Here is a 21,859-nt window from a genome sequence, read left to right on the forward strand (position 1 = left end):
TCAGCTGTTAATTTTCCCGCAACCAGACCAGGCTGGTGGTGCGCTGCGGATCCGTTTTTCGATTGATGAGCGCCACGGCATCAAGGGCGGCACGATCCAGCCGCACGCGGATGACGGTGAGGAAGTAGCGGCTCTTCACGTCAAGCTCGATACCTTCAATCACTTGCTTCGCATCAATATTATTCTTGAAGTTTGCCAAATCAACAAATTTTTTGCGCGGATTGCTCAAAGTCAGGGCGCTGGCCTCGGACAGCGACATCATCGTCACGGCCGCCAGCACCTCGGCCGGCGCCGTGTTCACGTTGACCCCCGTGATTTCGGGCAAGATGATGACGACATCGCGTAGTTGCTCGATCATTTGCGGCGTATAGCCGGGCACGGCCAGCAAATCCTCGACTTGCGTGAACGCCACCGGCTCGCTGCTGCCGCCCGTGGCGGGCGTGGCAGCGGGCGTCTTGCCGTCGGTGCCGCTGGCGGTGCGCGGCTTCGGCCGCGCACGCAGCACGGCGTCGGCCGTCGCTTGCGCCAGACCGCTGTCGAGCTTCATGTTGGACAATAAACGCTGGTAGGCCAGCACCTGCTTCGGATTGATGGCGCCCGTGACGTCGACCAGGTTGGTGATATTGAAGCGCGCCTGCGCATCGAGCGCGCGGCCCGAGACGGTGGCGTCGAATTTTTCCGTGTCGACCTTTTCGCGGTCCACGTAATCGTCGAGCCGAGCTTCCTCGATGGGCGTGGCCCATACGCCATCAAGCGCCGTCAGCATGGGATTGTCCTGGCGCAACCAGAAGCGGGCAAAGTCGACCATGCCGCGCATGGCCCACTGCGTCTGCAGGCGCAAGCGCTGGTTTTCCATCGAGCGCACCTGCACCTGCTGCTGCCAGAACAGGCTGGCGACGACCGTGATGGCCAGCGCCGTCAGCAGCAAGGCCGTGATGACGGCCACGCCGCGCTGGCGCGAGGGGAACTTGAAGCGCGTCATCCCGGTCCCAATAAAAAGACTTTGGACAGGCCCGCGTCCTGGCCCGGCATTTGCAAGGTCACTTCCAGGCCCGGCACCTGGGTGGAGATGGTGGCGCCCGCCGTCAGCACGTTCCAGGCGCCATTGCTCCAGCCCCGCATGACCATGCTGTCGACGCCCTGCATCAGGGCCACGTCGGCGCTGGAGGTATCGGTATCGTCGCGCGCCGCCTGCCACAGGGTGTCGAGCACGGCCAGGTCGCGCGTGCCGTTCGACTCGCGCCGCGTCAGCACGCCGCCGCGCAGCCGGTAAGTGACCACTTGCAACTGTTGCGGCTCCTGCTCCGAGGCAGCCAGGCGCACCAGGGTCAGGCGGTCGTTTTCCGCCGACAGATTGATGCGGCCGTTCAGCAGGCTGTTGTTCAGCCCGGCGCCAGCCAGGTGGTCGCAATCGCTCTGCATCTGGGCAAACGCCAGCTGCATGCCGCGCGCCTGCTCCAGCTGGCTGGTCAGCACTTCGCGCGAGCGCATGATGCTGTCCAGGCCGCGCCAGCCCAGCATGGCGACCATGGCCAGGATGCCGATCGCCACGAGCAGCTCGATCAGGGTGAAACCCGCGGCAGGGACAGGACGGCGCAGCATCAGTCGTTAAAGGAAAGCAAGACCAGGCGCACGATGCGCCGGGCCGGGTATTGCGCGTCATAGACGTTGACGCGCACTTGCCGGATGCGGGGATTCGGCGTCGCCACCACTTCTTCCTCGCAGATGAGTTTTAAATCGCCCTGCGGGCAGTCGACCGTGCGCTTGCCCGTCTGCGGAAAGGTTTTTGCCAGGCGCAGGCGCACCAGGTGGTTTTCCGCCGACCAGGTGGCCATCATGGCGCTGCGCAAGCCGTCGCTGTTCTGCGTCAGGCTGCCGACGGCGCGCAAGGACGCGCCCAGGGCCGTGCCGACGATCACGAGGGCGACGAGCACTTCCAGCAAAGTGAAGCCGCGCTGGCGGCCATGACGTGGGAGCCGCATCATTGCTCGACCGTGAAGTGGCCGATGCCGTCGGCGCGGATGGCCACGCTGCGCTCGCCGCTGGCCAGGGTCAGCACGAAAGGCTTGTCGACCGGTTCGCGGCCGAAGATGATGCGCAGCGGCTGGGCCACGCTGTTCGAGGGCTGCACGCTGAGCAGCATGGGCGTGTTGGCAAACGCGCGCTCGCGCAGCAAATCGTCCTGCGTCACGGGTTGCCACAGCTTTTCATTGAGGACCAGGAAACGGTATTGATTTTCGTCAGCCTCGAACGCCACCTGCCGGCTGCGCACGATGGCTTCATCGCGCGCCAGCTGCAGCAGCAGGGCGATGCGTTCGGCTTCCTTTTGCAAGGCTTGCTGGCCATTCGGCATGGCGTTCAGCGACACCAGGCCCAGGGTCACGCCGATGATGACCATCACCACCAGCAATTCGATCAGCGTGAAGCCGCTGGCGCGTGGCCGGGGCGGTGCGCGACCGGTGGTCATGGCTGGCATGCAATGGAAAACTTACAGTTCCCAGGAACCGATATCGGCATCGTCGCCGCTACCGCCAGGCTGGCCGTCGGCGCCCAGCGAAATGATGTCGACTTCGCCTTTCACGCCCGGCGACAGGAACTGGTACGGGTTGCCCCATGGGTCCTTCGGCATCTTTTCCAGGTAGCCGCCCGCCTTCCAGCCATTCGCGGCCGGTCCCGTGGTCGGTTTCTCGATCAGCGCCTGCAAGCCCTGTTCCGTGGTCGGGTAGCGCTGGTTATCCAGGCGATACAGTTTCAAGGCTTGCATCACGGTAGCGATATCGACTTTCGCCGCCGCCACTTTCGACTCGCCCGTGCGGGCGATCAGCTTGGGCACCACCAGCGACGCGAGGATACCCATGATCACCACCACGACCATGATTTCGATCAAAGTGAAGCCGCGCGCGCGGCGCTGGCGTATCGGATGGTTTGCTGCGTTTTGCATAAGAAAGAGAGAAGAAGGTGAGTAATGAGTGCAGAGTATAAAGCGGAAATATGACAAAGCCTGTCATATAGGGAAAAATTTGTGCGGGGGCTGTCAGGCCGGCAAGACCACTTCGCCGCAAACGGCGCAGCCGGGGTCGCGCGCGACGCGCATGCTGCTCCATTCCATGTGCAAGCCGTCGAGCAGCAGCAGCCGGCCGGCCAAGGATTCGCCCACGCCCATGATCAGCTTCAAGGCCTCGGCCGCCTGCATGGCGCCCACCACGCCCACCAGCGGCGCGAACACGCCCATGGTCGAGCACGCCTCGTCCGTGAACTGCTGTTCCTGCGGAAACAGGCAGGAATAGCACGGTTGCGTGCCCGTGCGCGGGTCGAACACGCTCACTTGCCCGTCGAAACGGATCACGGCGCCCGACACCAGCGGCACCCTGGCCGCCACGCAGGCGCGGTTGACGGCGTGGCGCGTGGCGAAGTTGTCGGTGCAGTCGAGCACCACCGTGGCGGAGCAGACCAGTTCGGCCAGACGCGCGCCGTCGAGGCGCTCCTGCAAGGCGACGATATCGATCTCGGGATTGATCCCGGTCAAGGTTTCGCGCGCCGACAGCACTTTCGGCTGGCCCACGCGCTGCGTGGTGTGGGCGATCTGGCGCTGAAGATTGGTCAAATCGACCGTGTCGTCATCGACCAGGGTCAGCTTGCCGACGCCGCTGGCGGCCAGGTACATGGCCGCGGGCGAGCCGAGTCCGCCCGCGCCGATCACCAGCACATGCGTGTCCAGCAAGGCTTGCTGGCCTTCGATGCCGATCTGGTCCAGCAGGATGTGGCGCGAATAGCGCAGCAGCTGATTGTCGTTCATGGCGGCGACTACGGTTTTTGCACAGGAATCTTCTTGTCGTCCGCCTTGATGTCGGAAGCGATTTCCGGCTTGGCGCCGATCTTCTCCACCTTCGCATCGGCCTTGGCCAACTGCACCGGCAAGCCCTGGAAGTGGTTCAAGGCTTGCTGCAGCTGGAAATCGTCCTTGGCGCCGTATTCGAGCGGCTTGCGTTTTTTCGCCGTGGCGATCAGGCGCTGCTCTTCTTCCAGCTGATCCTGCATGCCTTCCATGGTCGGCTTGGCCGCTTCCGGCTTGCCATCGTTGCTGCTCAAGTGTTTTTCCAGGTCCGCCTCGCGGATGCGCAGGCTGTTCCAGCCATCGCCTTCGGCCGTTTCATCGACCAGCAGGTCGGGCACGATGCCGCGCGCCTGGATGGCCCGGCCTTTCGGCGTGTAGTAGCGGGCCGTCGTCAGTTTGACGGCCGTGTCGGCCGTGATCTGGCGCAAGGTTTGCACGGAACCCTTGCCAAACGTCTGCGTGCCGATGACGGTGGCGCGCTGGTAATCCTGCAGGGCGCCGGCGACGATTTCCGAGGCGGACGCGGAACCGGCATTGACCAGCACCACCAGCGGCACGGTTTTCAGGGCGGCCGGCAACTTGGCCAGCGGGTCGGCCCTGGTGCCCGGTGCGGCATAGAATTCGCGGCGGCCGTAAAACACCTGTTTCGACTCGGGCAACTGGCCCTTGGTGGAAACGATCACGGAATTGCCCGGAAGAAACGCTGTCGCCACGCCGATGGCGCCCGGCACGACGCCACCGGGATCGTTGCGCAAGTCCAGCACCAGGCCCTTGAGCTTGGGGTCTTGCGCATACAGCGCGTTGATCTTTTTGACCATGTCATCGACGGTCGGTTCCTGGAACTGGGCGATGCGCAGCCAGGCATAGCCGGGCGCGACCATCTTGGCCTTCACGCTTTGCACGCGGATTTCCTCGCGCACGATGGGGAAGACCAGCGGCTTGCTTTCGCCCTTGCGCGACATCGTCAGCACCAGCTTGGTGCCCGGCTGGCCGCGCATCTTCTTGATGACCTCTTCCAGCTGCAAGCCTTTCAGCGGGATATTGTCGAGGCGGGTGATCAGGTCGCCCGCCAGGATGCCGGCCTTGGCGGCAGGGCTGTCCTCGATGGGCGAGACGACTTTCACGTAGCCGTCTTCCATGCTCACTTCGATGCCGATGCCGACAAACTTGCCCTGCACGCTTTCGCGCATTTCCTTGAAGGCATTTTTATCCAGGTAGACAGAATGCGGGTCCAGCGACGAGACCATGCCGGAAATGGCTTCAGTCAAGAGTTTCTTGTCTTCCACCTTCTCGACGTAATCGGACTTGATCAAGCCGAAGACGTCGGACAGCTGGCGCAGCTCGTCGAGCGGCAGCGGGGCATTCGTGATTTTTTGCGCCACGGCCGGGAACTGCAGCGACATGCCGATGCCGGCCAGGACGCCCAGACCGATCAGGCCGATACTTTTGACTTTGATACCCATGTATTCTTCGCAATCTACAAATTCGCTGCCGCAGCAATGGTGGGAACTGAATTAAAACTTCACCCAGGTGGCGGGGTCGAAGGCGCGGCCCTGATGACGCAATTCAAAGTATAGCCCCGATTCCTCGTTGCCGCCGCTGTTGCCCGCGCTGGCAATGGCCTCGCCGCCCTTGACGGCGTCGCCCACGCGTTTCAGCAGCGACTGGTTATTGCCATAAATACTCATGTACTGGCCGCCGTGGTCGACGATGATCAGATTGCCGAAACCGCGCAGCCAGTCGGAAAACACGACCCGGCCGCCGGCGATGGCGTGGATTTCGCTGCCTTCGCCCGTGCGGATGAACACGCCCTTCCAGCTGGGGCCGTCACCGCGCTTGCTGCCGAAGCGGGCGGCGATCTTGCCCGCCACGGGGGCGCGCAGCTGCCCTTTCATGCTGGCGAAGGCGCCGGCCGGCGCGGCCGGGCCCAGGCTCGGGCGGTCCGGTTCCGGTTCCGGCTTGGGTTCCGGTTTCGGCGTCACCTTGGCCACTTGCGGCGGCTCGTCGTCGTCGATCGGTTCCAGTTTCACGGGCGGCGGTGGCGGCGTCTGCGGCTTGATCTTGCCCGATTTGTTTTGTTGTTCTTTCGCAAGACGTTCGCGTTCGGCCTGCGCCTGGGCGGCCTTGGCGCGCGCGGCCAGCAGGCGTTCGCGTTTTTCCGCCGCGATCCTGGCGTCGGCGGCCGCTTTGGCGGCGGCGCGTTGCTCGGCCAGCAATTGCTGGCGTTTCTTTTCGGCCGCGGCGGCGGCGGCCTGCTCTTCGATCAGTTTTGCCAGTTTGTCGACCAGGTTGCCCATGCGCTGTTCGTCGCGCTCGACATTGCCCACTTCCTTGCGCTGCGCCACCAGGCGCTGCGACAAGCTCGTCAGCAAGGCGGCGCGGCGCGCCTTCTCCTGCACCAGCAGGGCCTTCTGGTCGCGCTCTTCCTGCGCGATTTCTTCCAGCTCATCCTTGGCGTTCTGCACCTCCGCCTGGTTTTTCTCCACGGCAAGCAAGTTGGCGCGCAAGGCTTCCAGCAGGCGCGCCTGCGCCTGCGACACATACGCCATCAGTTGCAAGTCGCGGTTGATGCGGTTCGGGTTATCGCCCGACAAGAGCAGCTTGATGCGGTCTTCGTTGCCGGCAACATATTGTTCACGCAGCAACTTCGACAGCTGCGTCTTCTGTTTTTCGACGGTGGCCGTCAATTGCTGGTGCTCTTGCCCCAGCGCATTGAGTTTCACGCCCGTCTCGCTTTGCTCCTGCGCCAGATCGCGCAAGGCGCGGTTGGCGTTGGAAATCGCCTCTTCCGACTCGGCCAGGGTATCGGCCGCGTCATCCTTGGCGCTTTCCGTGCGGCTGATGTCGCGCTTGAGCGCCGTCAGCTTTTGTTGCAATCCAGCACGTTGTGCTTCCGCGGCCGCCTTCTGCTTGCTGCGTTCGGTGGGCTTGGCGCCCTGCGCGGCACCGCTGGAAAGCAGCAGCGCCAGGCACAGCATGGCACCGGCGCGCCACGCCGGCAGGGGTCGTTCAGCAGAGGGGGCGATGGCTGTGCCGCGGAAGAAAGACGACAAGTTACTTGGCCTTCCCTTGGTTCGCCACGGCAGCTTGCGCTGCCGCAATCGCTGCCGGGTCGCCCAGGTAGTAATGACGGATCGGTTTCAGGTCGGCGTCCAGTTCATACACGAGCGGCTGGCCGTTCGGGATGTTCAGGCCGACGATATCGCTGTCGCTGATGCCGTCGAGCATCTTGATCAGCGCGCGCAAGCTGTTGCCGTGGGCCGAAATGATGATTTTCTTGCCGGCGCGGATGGCCGGGGCGATTTCCTCGTCCCAGGCCGGCATCACGCGCGCCACGGTGTCTTTCAGGCATTCGGTCAGGGGAATCGACGCTTGCGGCAGGCCGGCATAGCGCGGATCGTTGAACGAGGCGCGGTCATCGTTCGCTTCCAGCGGCGGCGGCGGGGTGTCGTAGCTGCGGCGCCATACCAATACTTGCTCGTCGCCATACTTGGCGGCTGTCTCGCCCTTGTCCAGGCCTTGCAGGGCGCCGTAGTGGCGCTCGTTCAAGCGCCAGTCGTTCTTGATCGGCAAATACATCATGTCCATCTCGTCGAGCGCCAGCCACAGGGTGCGGATGGCGCGCTTCAGGACGGAAGTGTAGGCCACGTCGAACGTAAAACCTTCCTGCTTGAGGATCTGGCCGGCGGCCCTGGCTTCGTTGACGCCCTTTTCCGTCAGATCGACGTCGGTCCAGCCGGTGAAGCGGTTATCGAGGTTCCAGGTGGACTCGCCGTGACGCATGAAAACGATTTTGTACATAGTTCTATCTTCTCAAGGGGTTCAAATCAAAAAAGCAAAACGTAAAAAGACCTCGTCCAGCTTCTATTTTATAATGCGCGGATTGACTTAAACCATTGGACCCTACGTGAAATTCATTATCGACCACATTTTTCTGTTTGCCATCGTCATTATTTCCGGCGGCGCCCTCCTCTGGCCACTGCTGTCGATGCGCGGCAAGCGCGCGACCGTGCTGGAAGTCACGCAACTGATCAACCGTGGCAAGACTGTCATCGTCGACGTGCGCAACGCGGAAGAATTCGCCACGGGCCACTTGTCTGACGCAAAAAATATTCCGCTGCCGGAACTGGCAAAACGCGTGGGCGAGCTGGAAAAATTCAAAACGCGCCCCATTGTAGTGGTTTGCCAGAAAGGTTCGCGTTCGGCAACCGCCGTCGGCCTGCTGGGCAAAGCCGGTTTCGCTGAGGCAACGAGCCTGGAAGGCGGCCTCGACGAATGGAAAAAGCAAGGTTTGCCCTTGAAAACCTTGTCGCTGGCGAAATAAGCCGGCCTTAACTGAAGGAATCATCATGACCGTACCCGTTATTGTTTACAGCACCGCCGTGTGCCCGTATTGCGTGCGCGCCGAGCGCCTGTTGGAAGCCAAGGGCGTCGCCGTGCAAAAGATCCGCGTCGACCTCGACCCGGAAGAGCGCATCAAGATGATGGAACGCACGGGCCGCCGCACGGTGCCGCAGATCTATGTGGGCGATACCCACGTGGGCGGATTCGACGATTTGTATGCGCTCGATCAAGCTGGCAAGCTGGACCCCTTGTTAAATGGCACGGCAGCCTGATATAAAGCGGGTTCGAGAAATTGCTTGGTTTTTTGTCGTATTGTTTTGATACAATTGCCCTCGCACCTGATCTGGCCGCGCCTATCCGGCGCGGTTTGAATACCGCAAGCACCATATTTGAACGGTGTGCCGTTCTTGTCCTTTACAACGAAAGCGTTCCATGTCTGACGAAAATCTGCAACCAGTCTTCCAAATCCAACGCGTCTACCTGAAAGACATGTCGCTGGAACAACCAAATTCCCCAGCTATTTTCCTGGAACAAGAAGCACCAGCCATCGAAGTGGCACTGGACGTGGGCGCTGCGCCTCTGGCCGACGGCATCTTCGAAGCCACCGTGACCATCACCGTCACCGCCAAAGTCGGCGAAAAAGTCGCTTTCCTGGTTGAAGGCAAGCAAGCCGGTATCTTCGAAGCACGCAACATTCCTGCTGATCAACTCGATCCACTGCTGGGAATCGGCTGCCCGAACATCATCTACCCTTACCTGCGCGCCAACATCGCCGACGTGATCACCCGTGCCGGCTTCCCGCCAGTGCACTTGGCCGAGATCAACTTCGAAGTGTTCTACCAACAACGTCTGCAAGCTATTGCTGACGCCGCAGCAGCTGCCCCGGCAGCCGACGCGACGACGCACTAAGCTTCAGGCAAGACCCCGCCAGCCGTCAAGGCTGGCCTGACACGGCGGCCTGGCCGCCGTGTTTCGTTAAGGTTCAAAAATATCATGTTGAAAAGTGCGCTCTTGAGCAAGTTCCGCTGGATGGCCGGCGCCGTGCTGCTGCTGGCGACCGCCGCCAGTCACGCCGTCGATTTCAAAACGGTGGGCGCGGCTCCCGTGATCCTGTACGACGCGCCATCCGCCAAGGGCGGCAAGCTGTACGTGGCGCCACGCGGCATGCCGCTGGAAATCGTGCTCAGCTACGGCGAATGGGTCAAGGTACGCGACGCCAGCGGCGAAATGGCCTGGACGGAAGCCAAGGGCCTGTCCGCCAAGCGCAACGTCGTGGCGCGCGCCGCGAACCTCAAGGTTCGCGCCAGCCCCGACGACACCGCCTCCCCCATCATCCTCGTCGACAAGGGCGTGCTGCTGGAAATGAGCGAGCAGCCGAGCTCCAACTGGGTCAAGGTCCGCCACAAGGATGGCCAGAGCGGCTACGTCAAGACCAGCGAAGTGTGGGGCCTGTAAGCACCGCCAGATTCATCCGGGCAGCGGCCAGCCGCGCCGCGCCCCTCCCCCTGCCAGACTGAGGTCGCATGCAAGTTTCTCCCGATACATCTCCCGCCGCCACGGCGCTCCCCCGCAAGATCACCATCCTCGGCGCCGGCGCCTGGGGCACGGCCGTGGCCATGGCCCTGGCCGGCCGCCACGACGTGCTGCTGTGGGGCCGCAACGGCGACGCCATGGCCGCCATGGCCGCCAGCGGCGAAAACAGCTATCTGCCCGGCTTCCCCTTGCCGCCGCAACTGCGCATCAGCGCCGATTTCGACGCCGCCGTCGCGCATGCCGGTGGCGAACACGGCATCCTGATCGCCGCCTGCCCCGTGGCGGGCTTGCGGCCCATGCTGCAGCAATTGAAAGACAAGGCCATCGGCAACCTGGTGTGGCTGTGCAAAGGCTTTGAAGGCGGCACGGGCTTGCTGCCGCACCAGATCGTGCAGGAAGTACTCGGCGACAATATCCCCGGCGGCGCCCTGTCCGGCCCCTCGTTCGCGCAGGAAGTGGCGCGCGGCTTGCCGTGCGCGCTGACCATCGCCTCGCACAGCGCGGCCTTGCGCGCCAGCGTCGTCTCGGCCTTGCATGGCGGCACCATCCGCGTGTATGCGAGCGACGACCTGGTGGGCGTGGAAGTGGGCGGCGCCGTCAAGAACGTGCTGGCGATCGCCACGGGCGTGGCCGACGGCCTGGGCCTGGGCTTGAATGCGCGCGCCGCGCTGATTACGCGGGGCCTGGCGGAAATCACGCGCCTGGGCACGGCCCTGGGTGGCCAGACGGAAACGTTCATGGGCTTGACGGGCATGGGCGACTTGATTCTGACGTGCACGGGCGACCTGTCGCGCAACCGCCGCGTCGGCTTGGGCCTGGCGCAAGGCAAGGCGCTCGATACCATCGTGGCCGAACTCGGCCATGTGGCCGAAGGCGTGCCGTGCGCCAAGGCTGTGCGCGAACTGGCGCGCCGCATGGGCGTCGAGATGCCGATCACCAACGCGGTGGCCGGCGTGCTGTTCGATGGCGATTTGCCGCACGTGATGGTGCAGCAGCTGCTGTCGCGCGATCCGCGCGCCGAAGCGGCTTGAGCGCCAGAAAAAACCTAACGTCCCGCCTTGTGCATGAGTATGGTCAGCAACAATAAACTGTCTTCGCGCGCTTCCAGGGCGTGCGCCTGGCCGCCGAGCAGGTACAGCATCTGCCCCGGCCCCAGCAGGTGCACGCCGCCATGCGCCGTCACCGCCACCTGCCCTTGCAGGCACAGCAAGGTGATTTCACCGAGCACATGATGCTCGGGCATGGTCTTGCCCTTGGGCATGCACATGCGGATCAGTTCCAGCTCATCCGTCTTGGCCAGCGCGATGGCGGAAAACTGCGACAGGTCGTCGCCGTCCCTGCGCAGCACCTCGATCACCTGTCCTGAACTTGCGTGTTCCAGTGCCATCATGTGCTCCTTCCGCAATTACTCGGTGACTTCCTCCGGCTCTTTCGCGCCGCGCATCCACTCGACCAGCGGCCACGCATCCTTCAAGCCTTCCGCCAGGGTCGGCAGCAGTTTCTCGGGGTCGTTCACGGGCAGCGGTATTTCGGTCCAGACAAAAAAGCTCTTCAGCTTGATGAATTCGATATGTTCGGCGTCCGCCTCGAAGCCCTTGGGCGGGCGCTGCAGCTTGCCCTCGTTCTGGATGGTGCCGAAACGGGCTTTCAAACGCTTATTTTTCAGCACTTTGGAAAACCCTGGCGCGTCGTTGACCATGTGCTCGCGCAGCGCCTTCAAGCGGCCGGGCGGCGGCATGTATTCGCCGGCGCCGAACAGCAAGTTGCCTTGCCCATCGATCTGCAGATAATACGTGGGGCCGCCCGCCTTGCTGGGACGGCGCATGTCGTTCGGCGCGATGGCGGCCGAAAAGCGCGTTTTATACGGGCTTTTATCGTGCGCGAAACGCACGTCGCGGTTGATGCGGAACAAGGCCTTCTTCGGATTGCAGTACTTCACGGCCGGATCGAACTTGCCCAGTTCGCCTATCAGCGACGTCACCAGCGCGAGAAATTCCTCGCGCAGGATGTCGTAGCGGGGCTTGTTCATGACAAACCAGGGACGGTTGTTGTTGTCGCTCAGTTCACGTAAAAATTGGGTCAAATCACGCACATGCATGTGTCAAATTCCGATCAGCAACTATTTGGAAAGCTCTTTCGGGATGGGGCGCTTGCCCACCATCACGTCGAGCGCCGCTTCGCGATTCTTGCGCAGCACCGTCATTTTAGCTTTTCCGCCGGGCGGCAGTTGGGCGATCAGGTTCAGCATTTCCGTCGTGTCGCCGACGGGCTTGCCTTCCACCGTCAGCAGGATGTCGCCGGGCACGATGCCCGCCTTGTCGGCCGGGCCGTTGCGCACCACGCCGGCGATGATGGCGCCGCTGCTGCGCTGCAAGTTGAAGCTTTGCGCCAGCTCGGGCGTGATGTCCTGCGTTTCCACGCCGATCCAGCCGCGCACCACGTGGCCATCCTTGATGATGGCTTCCATCACGGTTTTCGCCGTCGAGACGGGAATGGCGAAGCCGATGCCGACGGAACCGCCGCTTTGCGAGTAGATCGCCGTATTGATGCCGATCAAGTTGCCGCGCGTATCGACCAGGGCGCCGCCCGAATTACCGAAGTTAATCGCCGCATCCGTCTGAATGAAATTTTCAAAGCTGTTGATGTGCAGATTGTTGCGGCCCAGGGCGGAGATGATGCCCATGGTCACCGTCTGGCCCACGCCGAAGGGGTTGCCGATGGCCAGCACCACATCGCCCACACGCGCCAGTTCCGACTGGCCCAGCACGATGACGGGCAGCTTGTCGAGGTTGATCTTGATCACGGCCAGATCCGTTTCCGGATCCAGGCCCACCACCTTGGCGGGCGCCTTGCGGCCATCCGTGAGCACCACTTCGATTTCGTCGGCGCCTTCGACCACGTGGTTGTTGGTCAGCACATAGCCTTCATGGCTGACGATAACGCCCGAACCGAGGCTGTTTTTCAAGTCGTCGTCATCCTCGCCGTCCGGGTCGCGGTCGCCGAAGAAACGTTTGAAGAAGGGATCGCGCGCCAGCGGATGGGCGCCGCGCTTGGGTACTTGCAGGGTGAGGATGTTGACGACGGCGGGCATGGCGCGCGCCGCCGCGTCGCGGTAGGAACCGGGCGCCAGGCTGCTGGACGCCGTTTCCACCACGGGCACCGGCTTGGCAGGAGAGCCCAGTTGCTGTACCCGGCTGGCCGGGCGCAGCGCGCCGTACACAAAGTACAGCGCCAACGCGATCGTCACGGTTTGCGCAAACAATAACCAGAATCGTCGCATAACACTCCACCCAGGTCAGCCGGCCGGTGCCGGAACGACTTATTTTGCCAGATCGTTGCTATTCTGTCCGTTCTTCTGCAGGGAGTCGCGGATTTCACGCAGCAGCACGATGTCTTCCGGCGTGGCCGGTGCCGGTGCCGGCGCGACCGGTTCGCTGCGGCGGGCCTTGTTCATCAGGCGCACCATCTGGAAGATGATGAAAGCCAGAATGACGAAGTTGAGCAAAATGGTGAGGAAATTACCGTAGGCCAGCACGGCGCCCGCCTTTTTCGCTTCCACCAGGGTCAGGGTCGTCGCCTGGCCATTCAGGGGCAGGTAGTAATTGGCGAAATCGAGGCCGCCGAAAATGCGGCCGATGGGCGGCATGATCACGTCTTGCACCAGGGAATCGACAATCTTGCCGAAGGCACCACCGATAATGACACCGACCGCCAGATCGACGACGTTACCCTTCATTGCAAATTCTTTAAATTCTTGCATCATTGCCATGAAATTTCTCCTTCGGATATGTATAAAAAACATGCCGATCATACTATTGATTCCCGGGCACACCAACTTGTGGTTGCCGGCGAGACCAATTCCGGCACAGCCGCGCGCATCTAGTTCGAAAGAACTAGCCACCTCCTGCAAAAGTATATAAATTATGGTACAAGCAACGTTTTTGTTTTATTCGTTGTTTGCTTCACTTATAATTTGCGGTTGCCAGAAGCGGCTTTTTCGCTTCCGGATAATCAACAAGAAACTGGCATGGGCTGCGCCATAGTCCGAAGTTCCGCAGGGATGTTGCCACTTTACCGTACAAAGATGCGGGTTGCGGCAATCAGTGGGAAAGAGCTTCGGCGACGGGTTTTTCGCGGCTGCCACTCATAATAAAGATTCGCATTTTGACTGATTGGGGTTTGCATGAGTAACGAAAAGCAGGTCGATTCAGGCCGTCGCGGCTTGCTCGTCGCCACGTGCGCGGCGGGCAGTGTAGTTGGATTGGCAACCGCGGGAGCCTTGGTAAGCACCTTCCAGCCGTCGGAGCGCGCGAAAGCGGCTGGCGCGCCGGTCGAAGTAGACATCACCACCTTGCAACCCGGCGAAATGCGCACCGTCGAATGGCGCGGCAAGCCGGTCTGGATCCTGAAGCGCACGCCGGAAATGATCGCGTCGCTCAAGCAAACCGATGGCAAGGTCGCCGATGCCAATTCCCAACGCAATCCCGCCGAATTCACGCCCGAATACTGCATGAACGAGGCGCGTTCCATCAAGCCTGAAATTCTCGTCGCCGTCGGCATCTGCACCCACCTGGGCTGCTCCCCTTCCTCGAAATTTACCCCCGGCCCGCAACCGTCGCTGCCCGATGACTGGGAAGGCGGCTTCCTGTGCCCTTGCCACGGCTCCACCTTCGACATGGCTGGCCGCGTGTTCAAGAACAAGCCGGCGCCGGACAACCTGCAAGTGCCGCGCCATATGTACCTGAGCGACACCAAATTGCTGATAGGTAAAGACGAGAAAGGCGAGGCTTGATCATGGCTGCTTTCAAAGAAACGAAATTCCCGGCGGACGCTCCCGTCGCCGAAAAAGCGCTGGGCTGGGTCGATGACCGCTTTCCCCTGACCAAGCTGTGGAACGACCAATGGGGCAAGTACTACGCCCCGAAAAACTTCAACTTCTGGTACATCTTCGGTTCGCTGGCCATGCTGGTGCTGGTACTGCAGATCGTCACCGGCATCTTCCTGACCATGCACTACAAACCGGATGCGGCCCTGGCCTTCAATTCCGTCGAGTACATCATGCGCGAAGTGCCGTGGGGCTGGCTGGTGCGCTACATGCACTCGACGGGCGCCTCGGCCTTCTTCATCATCGTCTACCTGCACATGACGCGCGGCCTGCTGTACGGCTCGTACCGCAAGCCACGTGAACTGATCTGGCTGTTCGGTTTCGCCATCTTCCTGTGCCTGATGGCCGAAGCGTTCTTCGGCTACCTGCTGCCATGGGGCCAGATGTCGTACTGGGGCGCCCAAGTGATCGTCAACCTGTTTGGCGCCATCCCGCTGATCGGCCCTGACCTGTCGCTGTGGATCCGCGGCGACTACGTCGTTTCCGACGCGACCCTGAACCGCTTCTTCGCCTTCCACGTGATCGCCATTCCGCTGGTACTGCTGGGCCTGGTTGCAGCGCACTTGATCGCTTTGCACGAAGTCGGTTCGAGCAATCCGGACGGCATCGAAGTGAAGGAAAACCTGGGCGCCGACGGCCACCCGGTCGATTCGATTCCTTCGCATCCGTACTACACCGTGCACGATTTGTTCGGCGTCTCGATCTTCCTCGTCATTTTCAGCGCCGTCGTCTTCTTCGCGCCGGAAATGGGCGGTTATTTCCTGGAATACAACAATTTCCTGCCAGGCGATTCGCTGAAGACCCCGCTGCACATCGCGCCAACCTGGTACTTCACACCGTTCTACTCGGTGCTGCGCGCCACCACGGCCGACTTCATGTACGTGCTGATGGGTGTCGTGGCTGCCTACGTGGTGTTCATCTGGCTCAAGTCGCGCCTGTCGACGACGGTCAAGTCTGCCATCGCCGGCATCGCCATCGTCGCCATCATCGGCATGCTGCCGCAGGTGCTGGACGCGAAATTCTGGGGCGTGGTGTTCTTCGGCGGTTCCGTCGTGATCCTGGCCTTCCTGCCATGGCTCGACCATTCCCCGGTGAAATCGATCCGCTACCGTCCGAACTGGCACAAATATGTGTACGCCATCTTCGGCCTGTCGTTCCTGATCCTCGGCTACCTCGGGACCCAGGCGCCAACGGATACGAAGACCATCGTGTCGCAAGTGTGCACCCTGATTTACTTCAGCTTCTTCCTGTTGATGCCATGGTGGAGTGCAATGGGCAAGTTCAAGACCGTGCCGTCGCGTGTGACGTTTCACCCGCACTAAGCCGCTCTCACGCCACGCTCAAAGGACATACATCATATGAAGATTGCAAAAAAACTGCTCGCCATCCTGGCCTTCGTGCCCGCCATGGCTCTCGCCAGCGAAGGCGGCTTTCCGCTGGACAAGGCTCCTGACCGCCAGACCAACATGGCAGCGCTGCAACATGGCGCCAAATTGTTCGTCAATTATTGTCTGAATTGCCACGCCGCCGTGTCGATGCGCTACAACCGCCTGCGCGACCTGGGCTTGACGGAAGACCAGATCAAGCAGAATCTGTTGTTCTCCGGCGATAAAGTCGGCGACTTGATGACGACGAGCCTGGCACCGCAGGACGCCAAGGCCTTCTTTGGCGTCGTACCGCCGGATTTGTCGGTAATTTCGCGCGCGAAATCATCTTCCGCTGGCACAGGCGGCGACTACCTGTATACTTACCTGCGTACGTTCTATAAAGACGACACTCGTCCGACCGGCTGGAACAACATGGTCGTGCCGAATGTTGCCATGCCGCATGTATTATGGGAATTGCAAGGTGTCCAGTCTGCCAAGTTCGTGGAAGAGAATGATCCGCACGAAGCTGGCAAGAAGATCCACAAATTTGCCGGCTTCGAGCAGGTCAAGCCAGGTACGTTGAACAAGATCGAGTATGACAATGCGGTAGCCGACCTGGTCGGCTACATGGAGTGGATGGCCGAACCGGCACAGCAAACACGCAAGCGCCTGGGCGTGTGGGTGCTGCTGTTCCTGTCGGTCTTTGCTCTGCTGGCATGGCGCCTTAACGCGTCGTTCTGGAAGGAAGTCAAATAAGTGAGGCGCCGGCCATAGGCCGGTTTATGCCTGTTTCTGCGTTGTCCGCATGAGTGGACAAGCGACCTGGGGTGAGCCGTTCGCGGCTTCACCCCCTTTGTTTCTAAGGAACTATAAAAAATGATGGTTCTCTATTCGGGTACAACCTGCCCATTTTCGCAACGCTGCCGCCTGGTCCTGTTTGAAAAAGGCATGGACTTCGAAGTGCGCGACGTCGACCTGTTCAACAAACCGGAAGACATTTCGACCATGAATCCGTATGGCCAGGTGCCTATCCTGGTCGAACGCGAACTGATCCTGTATGAATCGAACATCATCAACGAGTACATCGATGAGCGCTTCCCGCATCCGCAACTGATGCCGGCCGATCCGCTGATGCGCGCCCGCGCGCGCCTGATGCTGTTCAATTTCGAAAAAGAACTGTTCGTGCACGTGCACGTGCTGGAAAGCGAACGCGCCAAGAGCAACGACAAGGCCCACGACAAGGCACGCGCGGAAATCCGCGACCGCCTGACGACCCTGGCGCCGCTGTTCCTGAAAAACAAGTACATGCTGGGCGACGAATTCTCGATGCTCGACGTGGCTGTCGCGCCGCTGCTGTGGCGCCTGGACCACTACGGCATCGAACTGTCGAAGACGGCCGCACCGCTGATGAAATACGCCGAACGCATCTTCTCGCGTCCTGCGTACATCGAAGCGCTGACCCCTTCCGAAAAGGTCATGCGCCGCTAAAGATAATCCCGGCAGGCCGCGCCTGCCGGGATATCTTGGGGCATGTGGTAAAGTTATTTTTGCGCTGTCCCAGTCTTTTGAACTACCGGTGCGCCCGCCTCATGCTGACGGGGGCGCTCCCGCCTCACCGTGCCTACCATGTCTGAAATCTCAACCAAACCTTATATGCTGCGCGCCATCTACGAGTGGTGCACCGACAGCGGCTACACGCCTTATCTCGCGGTCAAAGTCGATTCGCGCACCACGGTACCGATGGAGTACGTGAAAAAGGGCGAAATCGTGCTCAACATCAGCTTCGGCGCCACCAGCGGCCTGAAGATGGACAACGACGCCATCCGCTTCCACGCCCGCTTTGGCGGCGTCTCGCGCGAAATCTACGTGCCGGTCGACAACGTGATGGCCATCTACGCCAACGAAAACGGCCAGGGCATGGCCTTCGAGCCCGTGCTGGGCAACGATGACCCGGACGCGCAACCGACGGACAGCCCGGCCTCCGCCGACGTCCCGCCGCCCGTGCTCGCCCCCGCCGCCAGCGGTCCCACCCTGTCGTCCGTGCCGACCAGCTCCCCCGAACAACGCGACAACGCCACGCCTGGCGACGACGAGCCACCAAAAAAAGGCGGCCGCCCGACCCTGACACGCATTAAATAGCGTATAATTCGCAACGCGCAGTTTTTGCCGACTTAGCTCATTTGGTAGAGCAGTTGATTTGTAATCATCAGGTGGCCAGTTCGAAACCGGCAGTCGGCACCAGAATTCAGCAGTAAATCAAAGGGTTACCCGCTTCGGCTGGTAGCCCTTTTTTCTTTTCCCACGCCTGCGGAAGCCATCCGGAACACTGACACGCATCGTCATCCAGGTTGACGCATTGCTGCACCGCGCAATGACGTCCTGCACATTTAGGCGCAAGATGAGCACGTGCTTGCGCAAAGCAGGCTCCCGATGTCTGGCTTGCCTATCTGGGGAAATATCATGTCCGCACACACTTACAAGCTGATCGAACTGGTCGGCACGTCGACCGAGAGCAGCGATCAGGCGATACGCGATGCCATTGCCAAGGCGGCGCTGACGGTCAAGCACATGGACTGGTATGAAGTGACCGATTCGCGCGGCCATATCGTCGATGGCAAGGTGGCGCACTTCCAGGTCACGCTCAAGGTCGGCTTCCGGCTCGAATAAAGGGATCGAGTAAGGCAGGCGGCGCGCTCAGCGCCGCCCGGCCGCTCCCCGACTCTCCAGCCACTCCCGGCCGCCGGCCTCCAGCGCGGTCTCGATGACCTTGTCCGGCAAGCTGTAGACGGTCGCCCAGCTGGCGCGGCCATCCTGCGTGTTGGCGGGAAAACTGTGCGTTTCGATCGGCCAGTGGTATTTGCGTTTCAATGCCTTGACGATGGCGGCCAGCGAGACGCGGCCTTGCAGCGGTTCGGCGCCGGACTGGTCGCGGTTCGACAGCAGCACGGCCAGGACCTGGCCGCGGCCCGTGCGCGCGCCGGGGAAGGTAGGGGTTTTGTTTGCCATGGCCTATTTTACCGGGCAATGATCGGACGAGAGGCGATGTGCCGCACCTTTGATACGGCGCAAGCGCCGCAGCGGCTTTGCGTCCACGATGGGCATTTCGCCAGGCGTGCCGGCGCCCCTCCGGCAGCCTGGGCCTATCATCATGGGGCACAGGAGCCTATCATGCACAGCCTGAACATCCACGCCATGCAATGGCAACCCGTCGCCGATATTTCCGCCGTCAATCCGCTGCTGCCCGACGATCTCGCCTGCTTTCGCGAGCTGCGCGACGTGCTGCAACGCTACGGCGCGCTCGACCGCTTCGGCATTTCCCTGATCCACCGCCATTTCGACATCGCCGACGACGAAGAGCTGATGGAGTACACGGATGCGGAAGCACGCATCTTGACGGTCAAACCTGTCAAGAAAAGCGACATCGACTGGAATCACACGACGATTACCAACTGGAAATTGACGGAAGGCGAGGAAGTGGCGCGCATCGGTTGCGGCTGCGCACGCAATTCGGGCGGCCACCTGGGCTATCACCGGGGCACCTGAGGCTGGCCGACGGCGCCCGCCAAGCGGCGTCGGCCTTTCTTACACTTCACTTCATCCAGCTCAGTCCGCTTTGTGCAAGCACTTGATTTCTTGTGATATTTTTGTGTGGCACGCAAGCTGCTTATCCCTGTCTACGAGATGAATCCAGGCAAGTCATTCTGGATTCTTTGTCCCCCGGATTTTCCGAGACTGACCACGACAAGAGGCTGCGATGAACGTTGATCACACACGAAGCAAGACCCTGGGCTGGCTGGGCGCACTGGCGGCGGCGAGCCTGCTGGCCAGCGGCCAGGCACAGGCCGGCGCGTACGGCCTGGCCGTCAATGAGTTGAACAATTTCCGCATCACCACCAGCGCCGGCGCGCTGTCGCTGGCCGGCGCCAACCGCAATGCCAGCGACAGCGCTTTTTTCGAAGGCGGCGTGGCCGTCAATCCGCGCGCCGTCAATACGGGTCCGGCCGCCAACGCGGACGTGCTGCAAGTGTGCTCGGGCGGCGGCTGCAGCGGCTTGCCGCAAAACCACTACGCCCCCAGCCCCAGTTCCACCCTGGAATTTGCCCGCGGCGATGCGCATGCCTTCGGCAACATGCTCAATGGCGGCGCCAGCGTGAGCGCCGTGGCGGAAGCACAGCGCAACACGATCGGCGCCGCCACGGCCACGGCCGGCGACACGCTGACCGGCTCCGTCAACCTGACCCTGTCGAGCGCCGGCTTCATCACCTTCAGCTTCATGGGACGGCGCGACCTGCGCACCAGCGTGACGACCATGGGCGACAAGTCAAACGTGTCGATCATGGATATCTTCAATATCTCGTGCAACAGTTCCAGCCCCACCGGCTGCCTGTCGCACGCGAACGCCGATGGCGTGATCTTCCAGTTCGCGCCCGATGGCGATGCCAACAATGGCAGCGACATCAATGGCAACCATGGCGCCGGCAGCCTCGACCCGTTCAGCCTGAACATGACGGCCGGCACCAACGACCCGGCCACGGGGCGCGCCTTCACGAATGGCTTCGCGATGTTTTCCCTGACCTCGAATTTCGCCCTGCCGGCCGGCAGCTATACCTTGAATTTTTCCAAGTCCACGCGCACCGATATCGTCGTCATCGATCCGCCGCTTGCGGTACCGGAGCCGGGCACGCTGTTCCTGCTGGGCATGGGATTGGCGGCCCTGGCTTTTACGCGGCGCCGCCAGCCGCAATCATCCGCAGCATGAAAAACACGCGGCGCCCGCAAAGGCGCCGCGTTTCTTATGCCGGTCAAGACGTGTTAACCGAGCCGCGCCAGCGCCTGGCGCGCCAGCTGCAATTGCTGCAGATAATAGCGGTGCAGCATGGCCGGATCGCTCAGGTCGCGCCCCAGTACCAGACGCAGCTCGCTGGCGGGGCAGTCGCCGGCCTGGGTTTCTACTGGGGTTTGCACCTGCGTCCCCAACTGACGCGCCAGCTGGCGCGCCGCCTGCTCCTGCGCGGGCCGGTACTCGACGCGCGTGCGCGCCACCTGGAAGCCGGTTTCATTGGCCAGGCGCACCACTTGCACGGGAGCGCCGGCCAGGCTGCGCGCCAGGGCGGCGGCCAGGCCAGGCACGCCGTTGCCATTCACAATTTCCAAACGCGGGCGGGGCACGGCAGGAGCCGGCATGGACCGCCCGGCCGTGACAGCGGGCATGCTGCGCGCGGCGGCCGGCACGCGCTGCAAGCGGGCCATGCCGTCGCCTTGCGTGATCTCGATGCGCGCCATGGCGGGCGCATCCGGCAGCGGCGCGGCCACGGGCACGCCCTGCGGCGGCGCCGCGTTGCGCAAGACGGCCATGTCGCTCCGTAAATCGTGTTCCTGCAGGCTCTGCGCCTGGCGCCGCATGACGGCCGCGCGCGCGTGCTGTCCCAGCCGTTCGAGCACTTGCGCCAGGTGCTGCCAGGCCAGCGCATTGAGCGGATCGAGCAGACACGCCTGTTCCAGCGCAGTCAACGCTTGTGCATCGCGCCCGCGCAAATAGTAGGCGCGACCGAGATTGCTGAACAGATACGCCTGCCACGGCTGCGGCGCACCGGCTTCCTGCGTCAGGGCCAGCCACTGGGCGATCGCCGCATCGTGCTCGCCCCGCTGCGCATGCAGCACGGCCAGGCCGTTGCGCGCATTCACATGGCGCGGCGCGGCGCGCAAGGCTTGCGCATAGGCCGCTTGCGCGGCCGGCAGGTCGCCCCGCTCGAAATGCTGGCGCCCCGCCGCATAGGCGGCATCGGCGTCCGGCCACTGCGGCAGCGGCGCGTGGGCCGGCGGCGTGGTACAGGCGGCCAAGCCCAGACAGGCGCAGGCGGTGGCCAGGCGGGAAATCGTCAAGCGCATGGTAGC

Annotated in this window: 28 protein-coding genes and 1 tRNA gene; 14 read left to right on the plus strand and 15 right to left on the minus strand. The window is 62.2% G+C overall.

Annotation, left to right across the window (positions count from 1 at the left end; genetic code table 11):
* Nucleotides 1–7: 7 nt before the first annotated feature.
* The 9 genes from gspK to gpmA form a co-directional block, all read right to left on the minus strand.
* On the minus strand, nt 8–982 hold the full coding sequence (gene gspK / locus OX459_RS16645; RefSeq protein WP_289905859.1) for a type II secretion system minor pseudopilin GspK: 975 nt from the start codon (nt 980–982) through the stop codon (nt 8–10).
* On the minus strand, nt 979–1,602 hold the full coding sequence (locus tag OX459_RS16650) for a prepilin-type N-terminal cleavage/methylation domain-containing protein (RefSeq protein WP_289905860.1): 624 nt from the start codon (nt 1,600–1,602) through the stop codon (nt 979–981). The genes gspK and OX459_RS16650 overlap by 4 nt, the downstream gene beginning before the upstream one ends.
* On the minus strand, nt 1,602–1,982 hold the full coding sequence (gspI, locus tag OX459_RS16655; RefSeq protein WP_240317643.1) for a type II secretion system minor pseudopilin GspI: 381 nt from the start codon (nt 1,980–1,982) through the stop codon (nt 1,602–1,604). Before gspI ends, OX459_RS16650 begins: the two co-directional genes overlap by 1 nt.
* The gene (locus OX459_RS16660; RefSeq protein WP_051959291.1) at nt 1,982–2,476 is read right to left on the minus strand and encodes a GspH/FimT family pseudopilin; all 495 of its coding nucleotides are present in this window, start codon (nt 2,474–2,476) and stop codon (nt 1,982–1,984) included. The genes gspI and OX459_RS16660 overlap by 1 nt, the downstream gene beginning before the upstream one ends.
* A gap of 12 nt (nt 2,477–2,488) precedes the next feature.
* Entirely contained in the window at nt 2,489–2,941 is a 453-nt protein-coding gene (gspG, locus tag OX459_RS16665; RefSeq protein WP_035823835.1) for a type II secretion system major pseudopilin GspG, read from the minus strand.
* A 93-nt stretch (nt 2,942–3,034) separates the two neighbouring features.
* A complete protein-coding gene (moeB, locus tag OX459_RS16670) occupies nt 3,035–3,796 on the minus strand; it encodes a molybdopterin-synthase adenylyltransferase MoeB (RefSeq protein WP_289905861.1) in 762 nt (253 codons plus the stop codon).
* An 8-nt stretch (nt 3,797–3,804) separates the two neighbouring features.
* On the minus strand, nt 3,805–5,298 hold the full coding sequence (locus tag OX459_RS16675; RefSeq protein ID WP_289905862.1) for a S41 family peptidase: 1,494 nt from the start codon (nt 5,296–5,298) through the stop codon (nt 3,805–3,807).
* A gap of 51 nt (nt 5,299–5,349) precedes the next feature.
* Nucleotides 5,350–6,813 carry a peptidoglycan DD-metalloendopeptidase family protein gene (locus tag OX459_RS16680; protein WP_289906100.1) on the minus strand — a complete coding sequence of 488 codons (1,464 nt, stop codon included), beginning with the start codon at nt 6,811–6,813 and terminating at the stop codon, nt 5,350–5,352.
* A 76-nt stretch (nt 6,814–6,889) separates the two neighbouring features.
* Complete coding sequence (gene gpmA, locus OX459_RS16685; protein ID WP_035823826.1) at nt 6,890–7,636, minus strand: 2,3-diphosphoglycerate-dependent phosphoglycerate mutase; 747 nt, start codon at nt 7,634–7,636, stop codon at nt 6,890–6,892.
* Nucleotides 7,637–7,742: 106 nt separating this feature from the next.
* Here gpmA and OX459_RS16690 point away from each other — a divergent pair, with 106 nt between their 5' ends.
* The 5 genes from OX459_RS16690 to OX459_RS16710 all read left to right on the plus strand — a co-directional run bounded on the left by OX459_RS16690 (nt 7,743) and on the right by OX459_RS16710 (nt 10,743).
* Entirely contained in the window at nt 7,743–8,159 is a 417-nt protein-coding gene (locus tag OX459_RS16690; RefSeq protein ID WP_289905863.1) for a rhodanese-like domain-containing protein, read from the plus strand.
* 25 nt (nt 8,160–8,184) lie between these two features.
* Nucleotides 8,185–8,451: a glutaredoxin 3 gene (grxC, locus tag OX459_RS16695; protein WP_070220900.1), complete on the plus strand. Its 267-nt coding sequence runs from the start codon at nt 8,185–8,187 to the stop codon at nt 8,449–8,451.
* 160 nt (nt 8,452–8,611) lie between these two features.
* A complete protein-coding gene (gene secB, locus OX459_RS16700) occupies nt 8,612–9,088 on the plus strand; it encodes a protein-export chaperone SecB (RefSeq protein ID WP_077398684.1) in 477 nt (158 codons plus the stop codon).
* Between the two features lie 84 nt (nt 9,089–9,172).
* Complete coding sequence (locus OX459_RS16705) at nt 9,173–9,634, plus strand: SH3 domain-containing protein (RefSeq protein WP_099665810.1); 462 nt, start codon at nt 9,173–9,175, stop codon at nt 9,632–9,634.
* A gap of 68 nt (nt 9,635–9,702) precedes the next feature.
* A complete protein-coding gene (locus OX459_RS16710; RefSeq protein ID WP_289905864.1) occupies nt 9,703–10,743 on the plus strand; it encodes an NAD(P)H-dependent glycerol-3-phosphate dehydrogenase in 1,041 nt (346 codons plus the stop codon).
* Between the two features lie 14 nt (nt 10,744–10,757).
* On the opposite strand, the gene OX459_RS16715 is transcribed toward OX459_RS16710, so the two are convergent.
* From OX459_RS16715 to mscL, 4 genes are read right to left on the minus strand one after another with little or no spacing between them, the layout of a single operon-like run.
* A complete protein-coding gene (locus tag OX459_RS16715; RefSeq protein WP_289899575.1) occupies nt 10,758–11,102 on the minus strand; it encodes a cupin domain-containing protein in 345 nt (114 codons plus the stop codon).
* 15 nt (nt 11,103–11,117) lie between these two features.
* A complete protein-coding gene (locus OX459_RS16720; protein ID WP_289905865.1) occupies nt 11,118–11,810 on the minus strand; it encodes a DUF2461 domain-containing protein in 693 nt (230 codons plus the stop codon).
* Nucleotides 11,811–11,831: 21 nt separating this feature from the next.
* Nucleotides 11,832–12,992: a Do family serine endopeptidase gene (locus OX459_RS16725; protein ID WP_077398676.1), complete on the minus strand. Its 1,161-nt coding sequence runs from the start codon at nt 12,990–12,992 to the stop codon at nt 11,832–11,834.
* Between the two features lie 39 nt (nt 12,993–13,031).
* Nucleotides 13,032–13,481 carry a large conductance mechanosensitive channel protein MscL gene (gene mscL / locus OX459_RS16730; RefSeq protein ID WP_046681989.1) on the minus strand — a complete coding sequence of 150 codons (450 nt, stop codon included), beginning with the start codon at nt 13,479–13,481 and terminating at the stop codon, nt 13,032–13,034.
* Nucleotides 13,482–13,895: 414 nt separating this feature from the next.
* On the opposite strand from mscL, the gene petA reads away from it, so the two are divergent.
* The 7 genes from petA (at nt 13,896) to OX459_RS16765 (ending at nt 18,631) form a co-directional block, all read left to right on the plus strand.
* Complete coding sequence (gene petA / locus OX459_RS16735) at nt 13,896–14,504, plus strand: ubiquinol-cytochrome c reductase iron-sulfur subunit (RefSeq protein WP_034783594.1); 609 nt, start codon at nt 13,896–13,898, stop codon at nt 14,502–14,504.
* Nucleotides 14,505–14,506: 2 nt separating this feature from the next.
* A complete protein-coding gene (locus OX459_RS16740) occupies nt 14,507–15,919 on the plus strand; it encodes a cytochrome bc complex cytochrome b subunit (RefSeq protein ID WP_099668284.1) in 1,413 nt (470 codons plus the stop codon).
* A gap of 36 nt (nt 15,920–15,955) precedes the next feature.
* Nucleotides 15,956–16,720, plus strand: a complete 765-nt coding sequence (locus tag OX459_RS16745; protein WP_099665814.1) for a cytochrome c1 — start codon at nt 15,956–15,958, stop codon at nt 16,718–16,720.
* A gap of 120 nt (nt 16,721–16,840) precedes the next feature.
* Nucleotides 16,841–17,452: a glutathione S-transferase N-terminal domain-containing protein gene (locus OX459_RS16750; RefSeq protein WP_010394154.1), complete on the plus strand. Its 612-nt coding sequence runs from the start codon at nt 16,841–16,843 to the stop codon at nt 17,450–17,452.
* Nucleotides 17,453–17,590: 138 nt separating this feature from the next.
* Nucleotides 17,591–18,103, plus strand: coding sequence for a ClpXP protease specificity-enhancing factor (locus tag OX459_RS16755; protein ID WP_034783599.1), 513 nt, complete (start codon nt 17,591–17,593; stop codon nt 18,101–18,103).
* 26 nt (nt 18,104–18,129) lie between these two features.
* Nucleotides 18,130–18,205: transfer RNA gene (locus tag OX459_RS16760), tRNA-Thr, on the plus strand.
* A 219-nt stretch (nt 18,206–18,424) separates the two neighbouring features.
* Nucleotides 18,425–18,631 (plus strand): dodecin, encoded by a 207-nt coding sequence (locus OX459_RS16765; protein ID WP_071325761.1) that lies wholly within the window; start codon nt 18,425–18,427, stop codon nt 18,629–18,631.
* A 27-nt stretch (nt 18,632–18,658) separates the two neighbouring features.
* Here the strand turns inward: OX459_RS16765 and OX459_RS16770 are convergent, their stop codons facing one another.
* Nucleotides 18,659–18,970: a hypothetical protein gene (locus OX459_RS16770; RefSeq protein ID WP_077398664.1), complete on the minus strand. Its 312-nt coding sequence runs from the start codon at nt 18,968–18,970 to the stop codon at nt 18,659–18,661.
* Between the two features lie 162 nt (nt 18,971–19,132).
* Between OX459_RS16770 and OX459_RS16775 the strand changes: the two genes are divergently transcribed.
* On the plus strand, nt 19,133–19,507 hold the full coding sequence (locus OX459_RS16775) for a hypothetical protein (RefSeq protein ID WP_099665817.1): 375 nt from the start codon (nt 19,133–19,135) through the stop codon (nt 19,505–19,507).
* Nucleotides 19,508–19,718: 211 nt separating this feature from the next.
* On the plus strand, nt 19,719–20,723 hold the full coding sequence (locus tag OX459_RS16780; RefSeq protein WP_289905867.1) for a PEP-CTERM sorting domain-containing protein: 1,005 nt from the start codon (nt 19,719–19,721) through the stop codon (nt 20,721–20,723).
* A 53-nt stretch (nt 20,724–20,776) separates the two neighbouring features.
* Here OX459_RS16780 and OX459_RS16785 read toward each other — a convergent pair whose 3' ends face one another.
* Entirely contained in the window at nt 20,777–21,853 is a 1,077-nt protein-coding gene (locus tag OX459_RS16785; protein ID WP_289905868.1) for a tetratricopeptide repeat protein, read from the minus strand.
* Nucleotides 21,854–21,859: the final 6 nt, after the last annotated feature.

The sequence above is a fragment of the Janthinobacterium sp. SUN026 genome (assembly GCF_030397625.1).
GTDB classification, from domain to species: Bacteria; Pseudomonadota; Gammaproteobacteria; order Burkholderiales; family Burkholderiaceae_D; genus Janthinobacterium; species Janthinobacterium kumbetense.

Coding starts and splice junctions, on each gene's coding strand:
- gspK (WP_289905859.1), bottom strand. CDS start 982: ATGACGCGCTTCAAGTTCCCCTCGCGCCAGCGCGGCGTGGCCGTCATC.
- OX459_RS16650 (WP_289905860.1), bottom strand. CDS start 1,602: ATGCTGCGCCGTCCTGTCCCTGCCGCGGGTTTCACCCTGATCGAGCTG.
- gspI (WP_240317643.1), bottom strand. CDS start 1,982: ATGCGGCTCCCACGTCATGGCCGCCAGCGCGGCTTCACTTTGCTGGAA.
- OX459_RS16660 (WP_051959291.1), bottom strand. CDS start 2,476: ATGCCAGCCATGACCACCGGTCGCGCACCGCCCCGGCCACGCGCCAGC.
- gspG (WP_035823835.1), bottom strand. CDS start 2,941: ATGCAAAACGCAGCAAACCATCCGATACGCCAGCGCCGCGCGCGCGGC.
- moeB (WP_289905861.1), bottom strand. CDS start 3,796: ATGAACGACAATCAGCTGCTGCGCTATTCGCGCCACATCCTGCTGGAC.
- OX459_RS16675 (WP_289905862.1), bottom strand. CDS start 5,298: ATGGGTATCAAAGTCAAAAGTATCGGCCTGATCGGTCTGGGCGTCCTG.
- OX459_RS16680 (WP_289906100.1), bottom strand. CDS start 6,813: ATGCTGTGCCTGGCGCTGCTGCTTTCCAGCGGTGCCGCGCAGGGCGCC.
- gpmA (WP_035823826.1), bottom strand. CDS start 7,636: ATGTACAAAATCGTTTTCATGCGTCACGGCGAGTCCACCTGGAACCTC.
- grxC (WP_070220900.1), top strand. CDS start 8,185: ATGACCGTACCCGTTATTGTTTACAGCACCGCCGTGTGCCCGTATTGC.
- secB (WP_077398684.1), top strand. CDS start 8,612: ATGTCTGACGAAAATCTGCAACCAGTCTTCCAAATCCAACGCGTCTAC.
- OX459_RS16705 (WP_099665810.1), top strand. CDS start 9,173: ATGTTGAAAAGTGCGCTCTTGAGCAAGTTCCGCTGGATGGCCGGCGCC.
- OX459_RS16710 (WP_289905864.1), top strand. CDS start 9,703: ATGCAAGTTTCTCCCGATACATCTCCCGCCGCCACGGCGCTCCCCCGC.
- OX459_RS16715 (WP_289899575.1), bottom strand. CDS start 11,102: ATGATGGCACTGGAACACGCAAGTTCAGGACAGGTGATCGAGGTGCTG.
- OX459_RS16720 (WP_289905865.1), bottom strand. CDS start 11,810: ATGCATGTGCGTGATTTGACCCAATTTTTACGTGAACTGAGCGACAAC.
- OX459_RS16725 (WP_077398676.1), bottom strand. CDS start 12,992: ATGCGACGATTCTGGTTATTGTTTGCGCAAACCGTGACGATCGCGTTG.
- mscL (WP_046681989.1), bottom strand. CDS start 13,481: ATGGCAATGATGCAAGAATTTAAAGAATTTGCAATGAAGGGTAACGTC.
- petA (WP_034783594.1), top strand. CDS start 13,896: ATGAGTAACGAAAAGCAGGTCGATTCAGGCCGTCGCGGCTTGCTCGTC.
- OX459_RS16740 (WP_099668284.1), top strand. CDS start 14,507: ATGGCTGCTTTCAAAGAAACGAAATTCCCGGCGGACGCTCCCGTCGCC.
- OX459_RS16745 (WP_099665814.1), top strand. CDS start 15,956: ATGAAGATTGCAAAAAAACTGCTCGCCATCCTGGCCTTCGTGCCCGCC.
- OX459_RS16750 (WP_010394154.1), top strand. CDS start 16,841: ATGATGGTTCTCTATTCGGGTACAACCTGCCCATTTTCGCAACGCTGC.
- OX459_RS16755 (WP_034783599.1), top strand. CDS start 17,591: ATGTCTGAAATCTCAACCAAACCTTATATGCTGCGCGCCATCTACGAG.
- OX459_RS16765 (WP_071325761.1), top strand. CDS start 18,425: ATGTCCGCACACACTTACAAGCTGATCGAACTGGTCGGCACGTCGACC.
- OX459_RS16770 (WP_077398664.1), bottom strand. CDS start 18,970: ATGGCAAACAAAACCCCTACCTTCCCCGGCGCGCGCACGGGCCGCGGC.
- OX459_RS16775 (WP_099665817.1), top strand. CDS start 19,133: ATGCACAGCCTGAACATCCACGCCATGCAATGGCAACCCGTCGCCGAT.
- OX459_RS16780 (WP_289905867.1), top strand. CDS start 19,719: ATGAACGTTGATCACACACGAAGCAAGACCCTGGGCTGGCTGGGCGCA.
- OX459_RS16785 (WP_289905868.1), bottom strand. CDS start 21,853: ATGCGCTTGACGATTTCCCGCCTGGCCACCGCCTGCGCCTGTCTGGGC.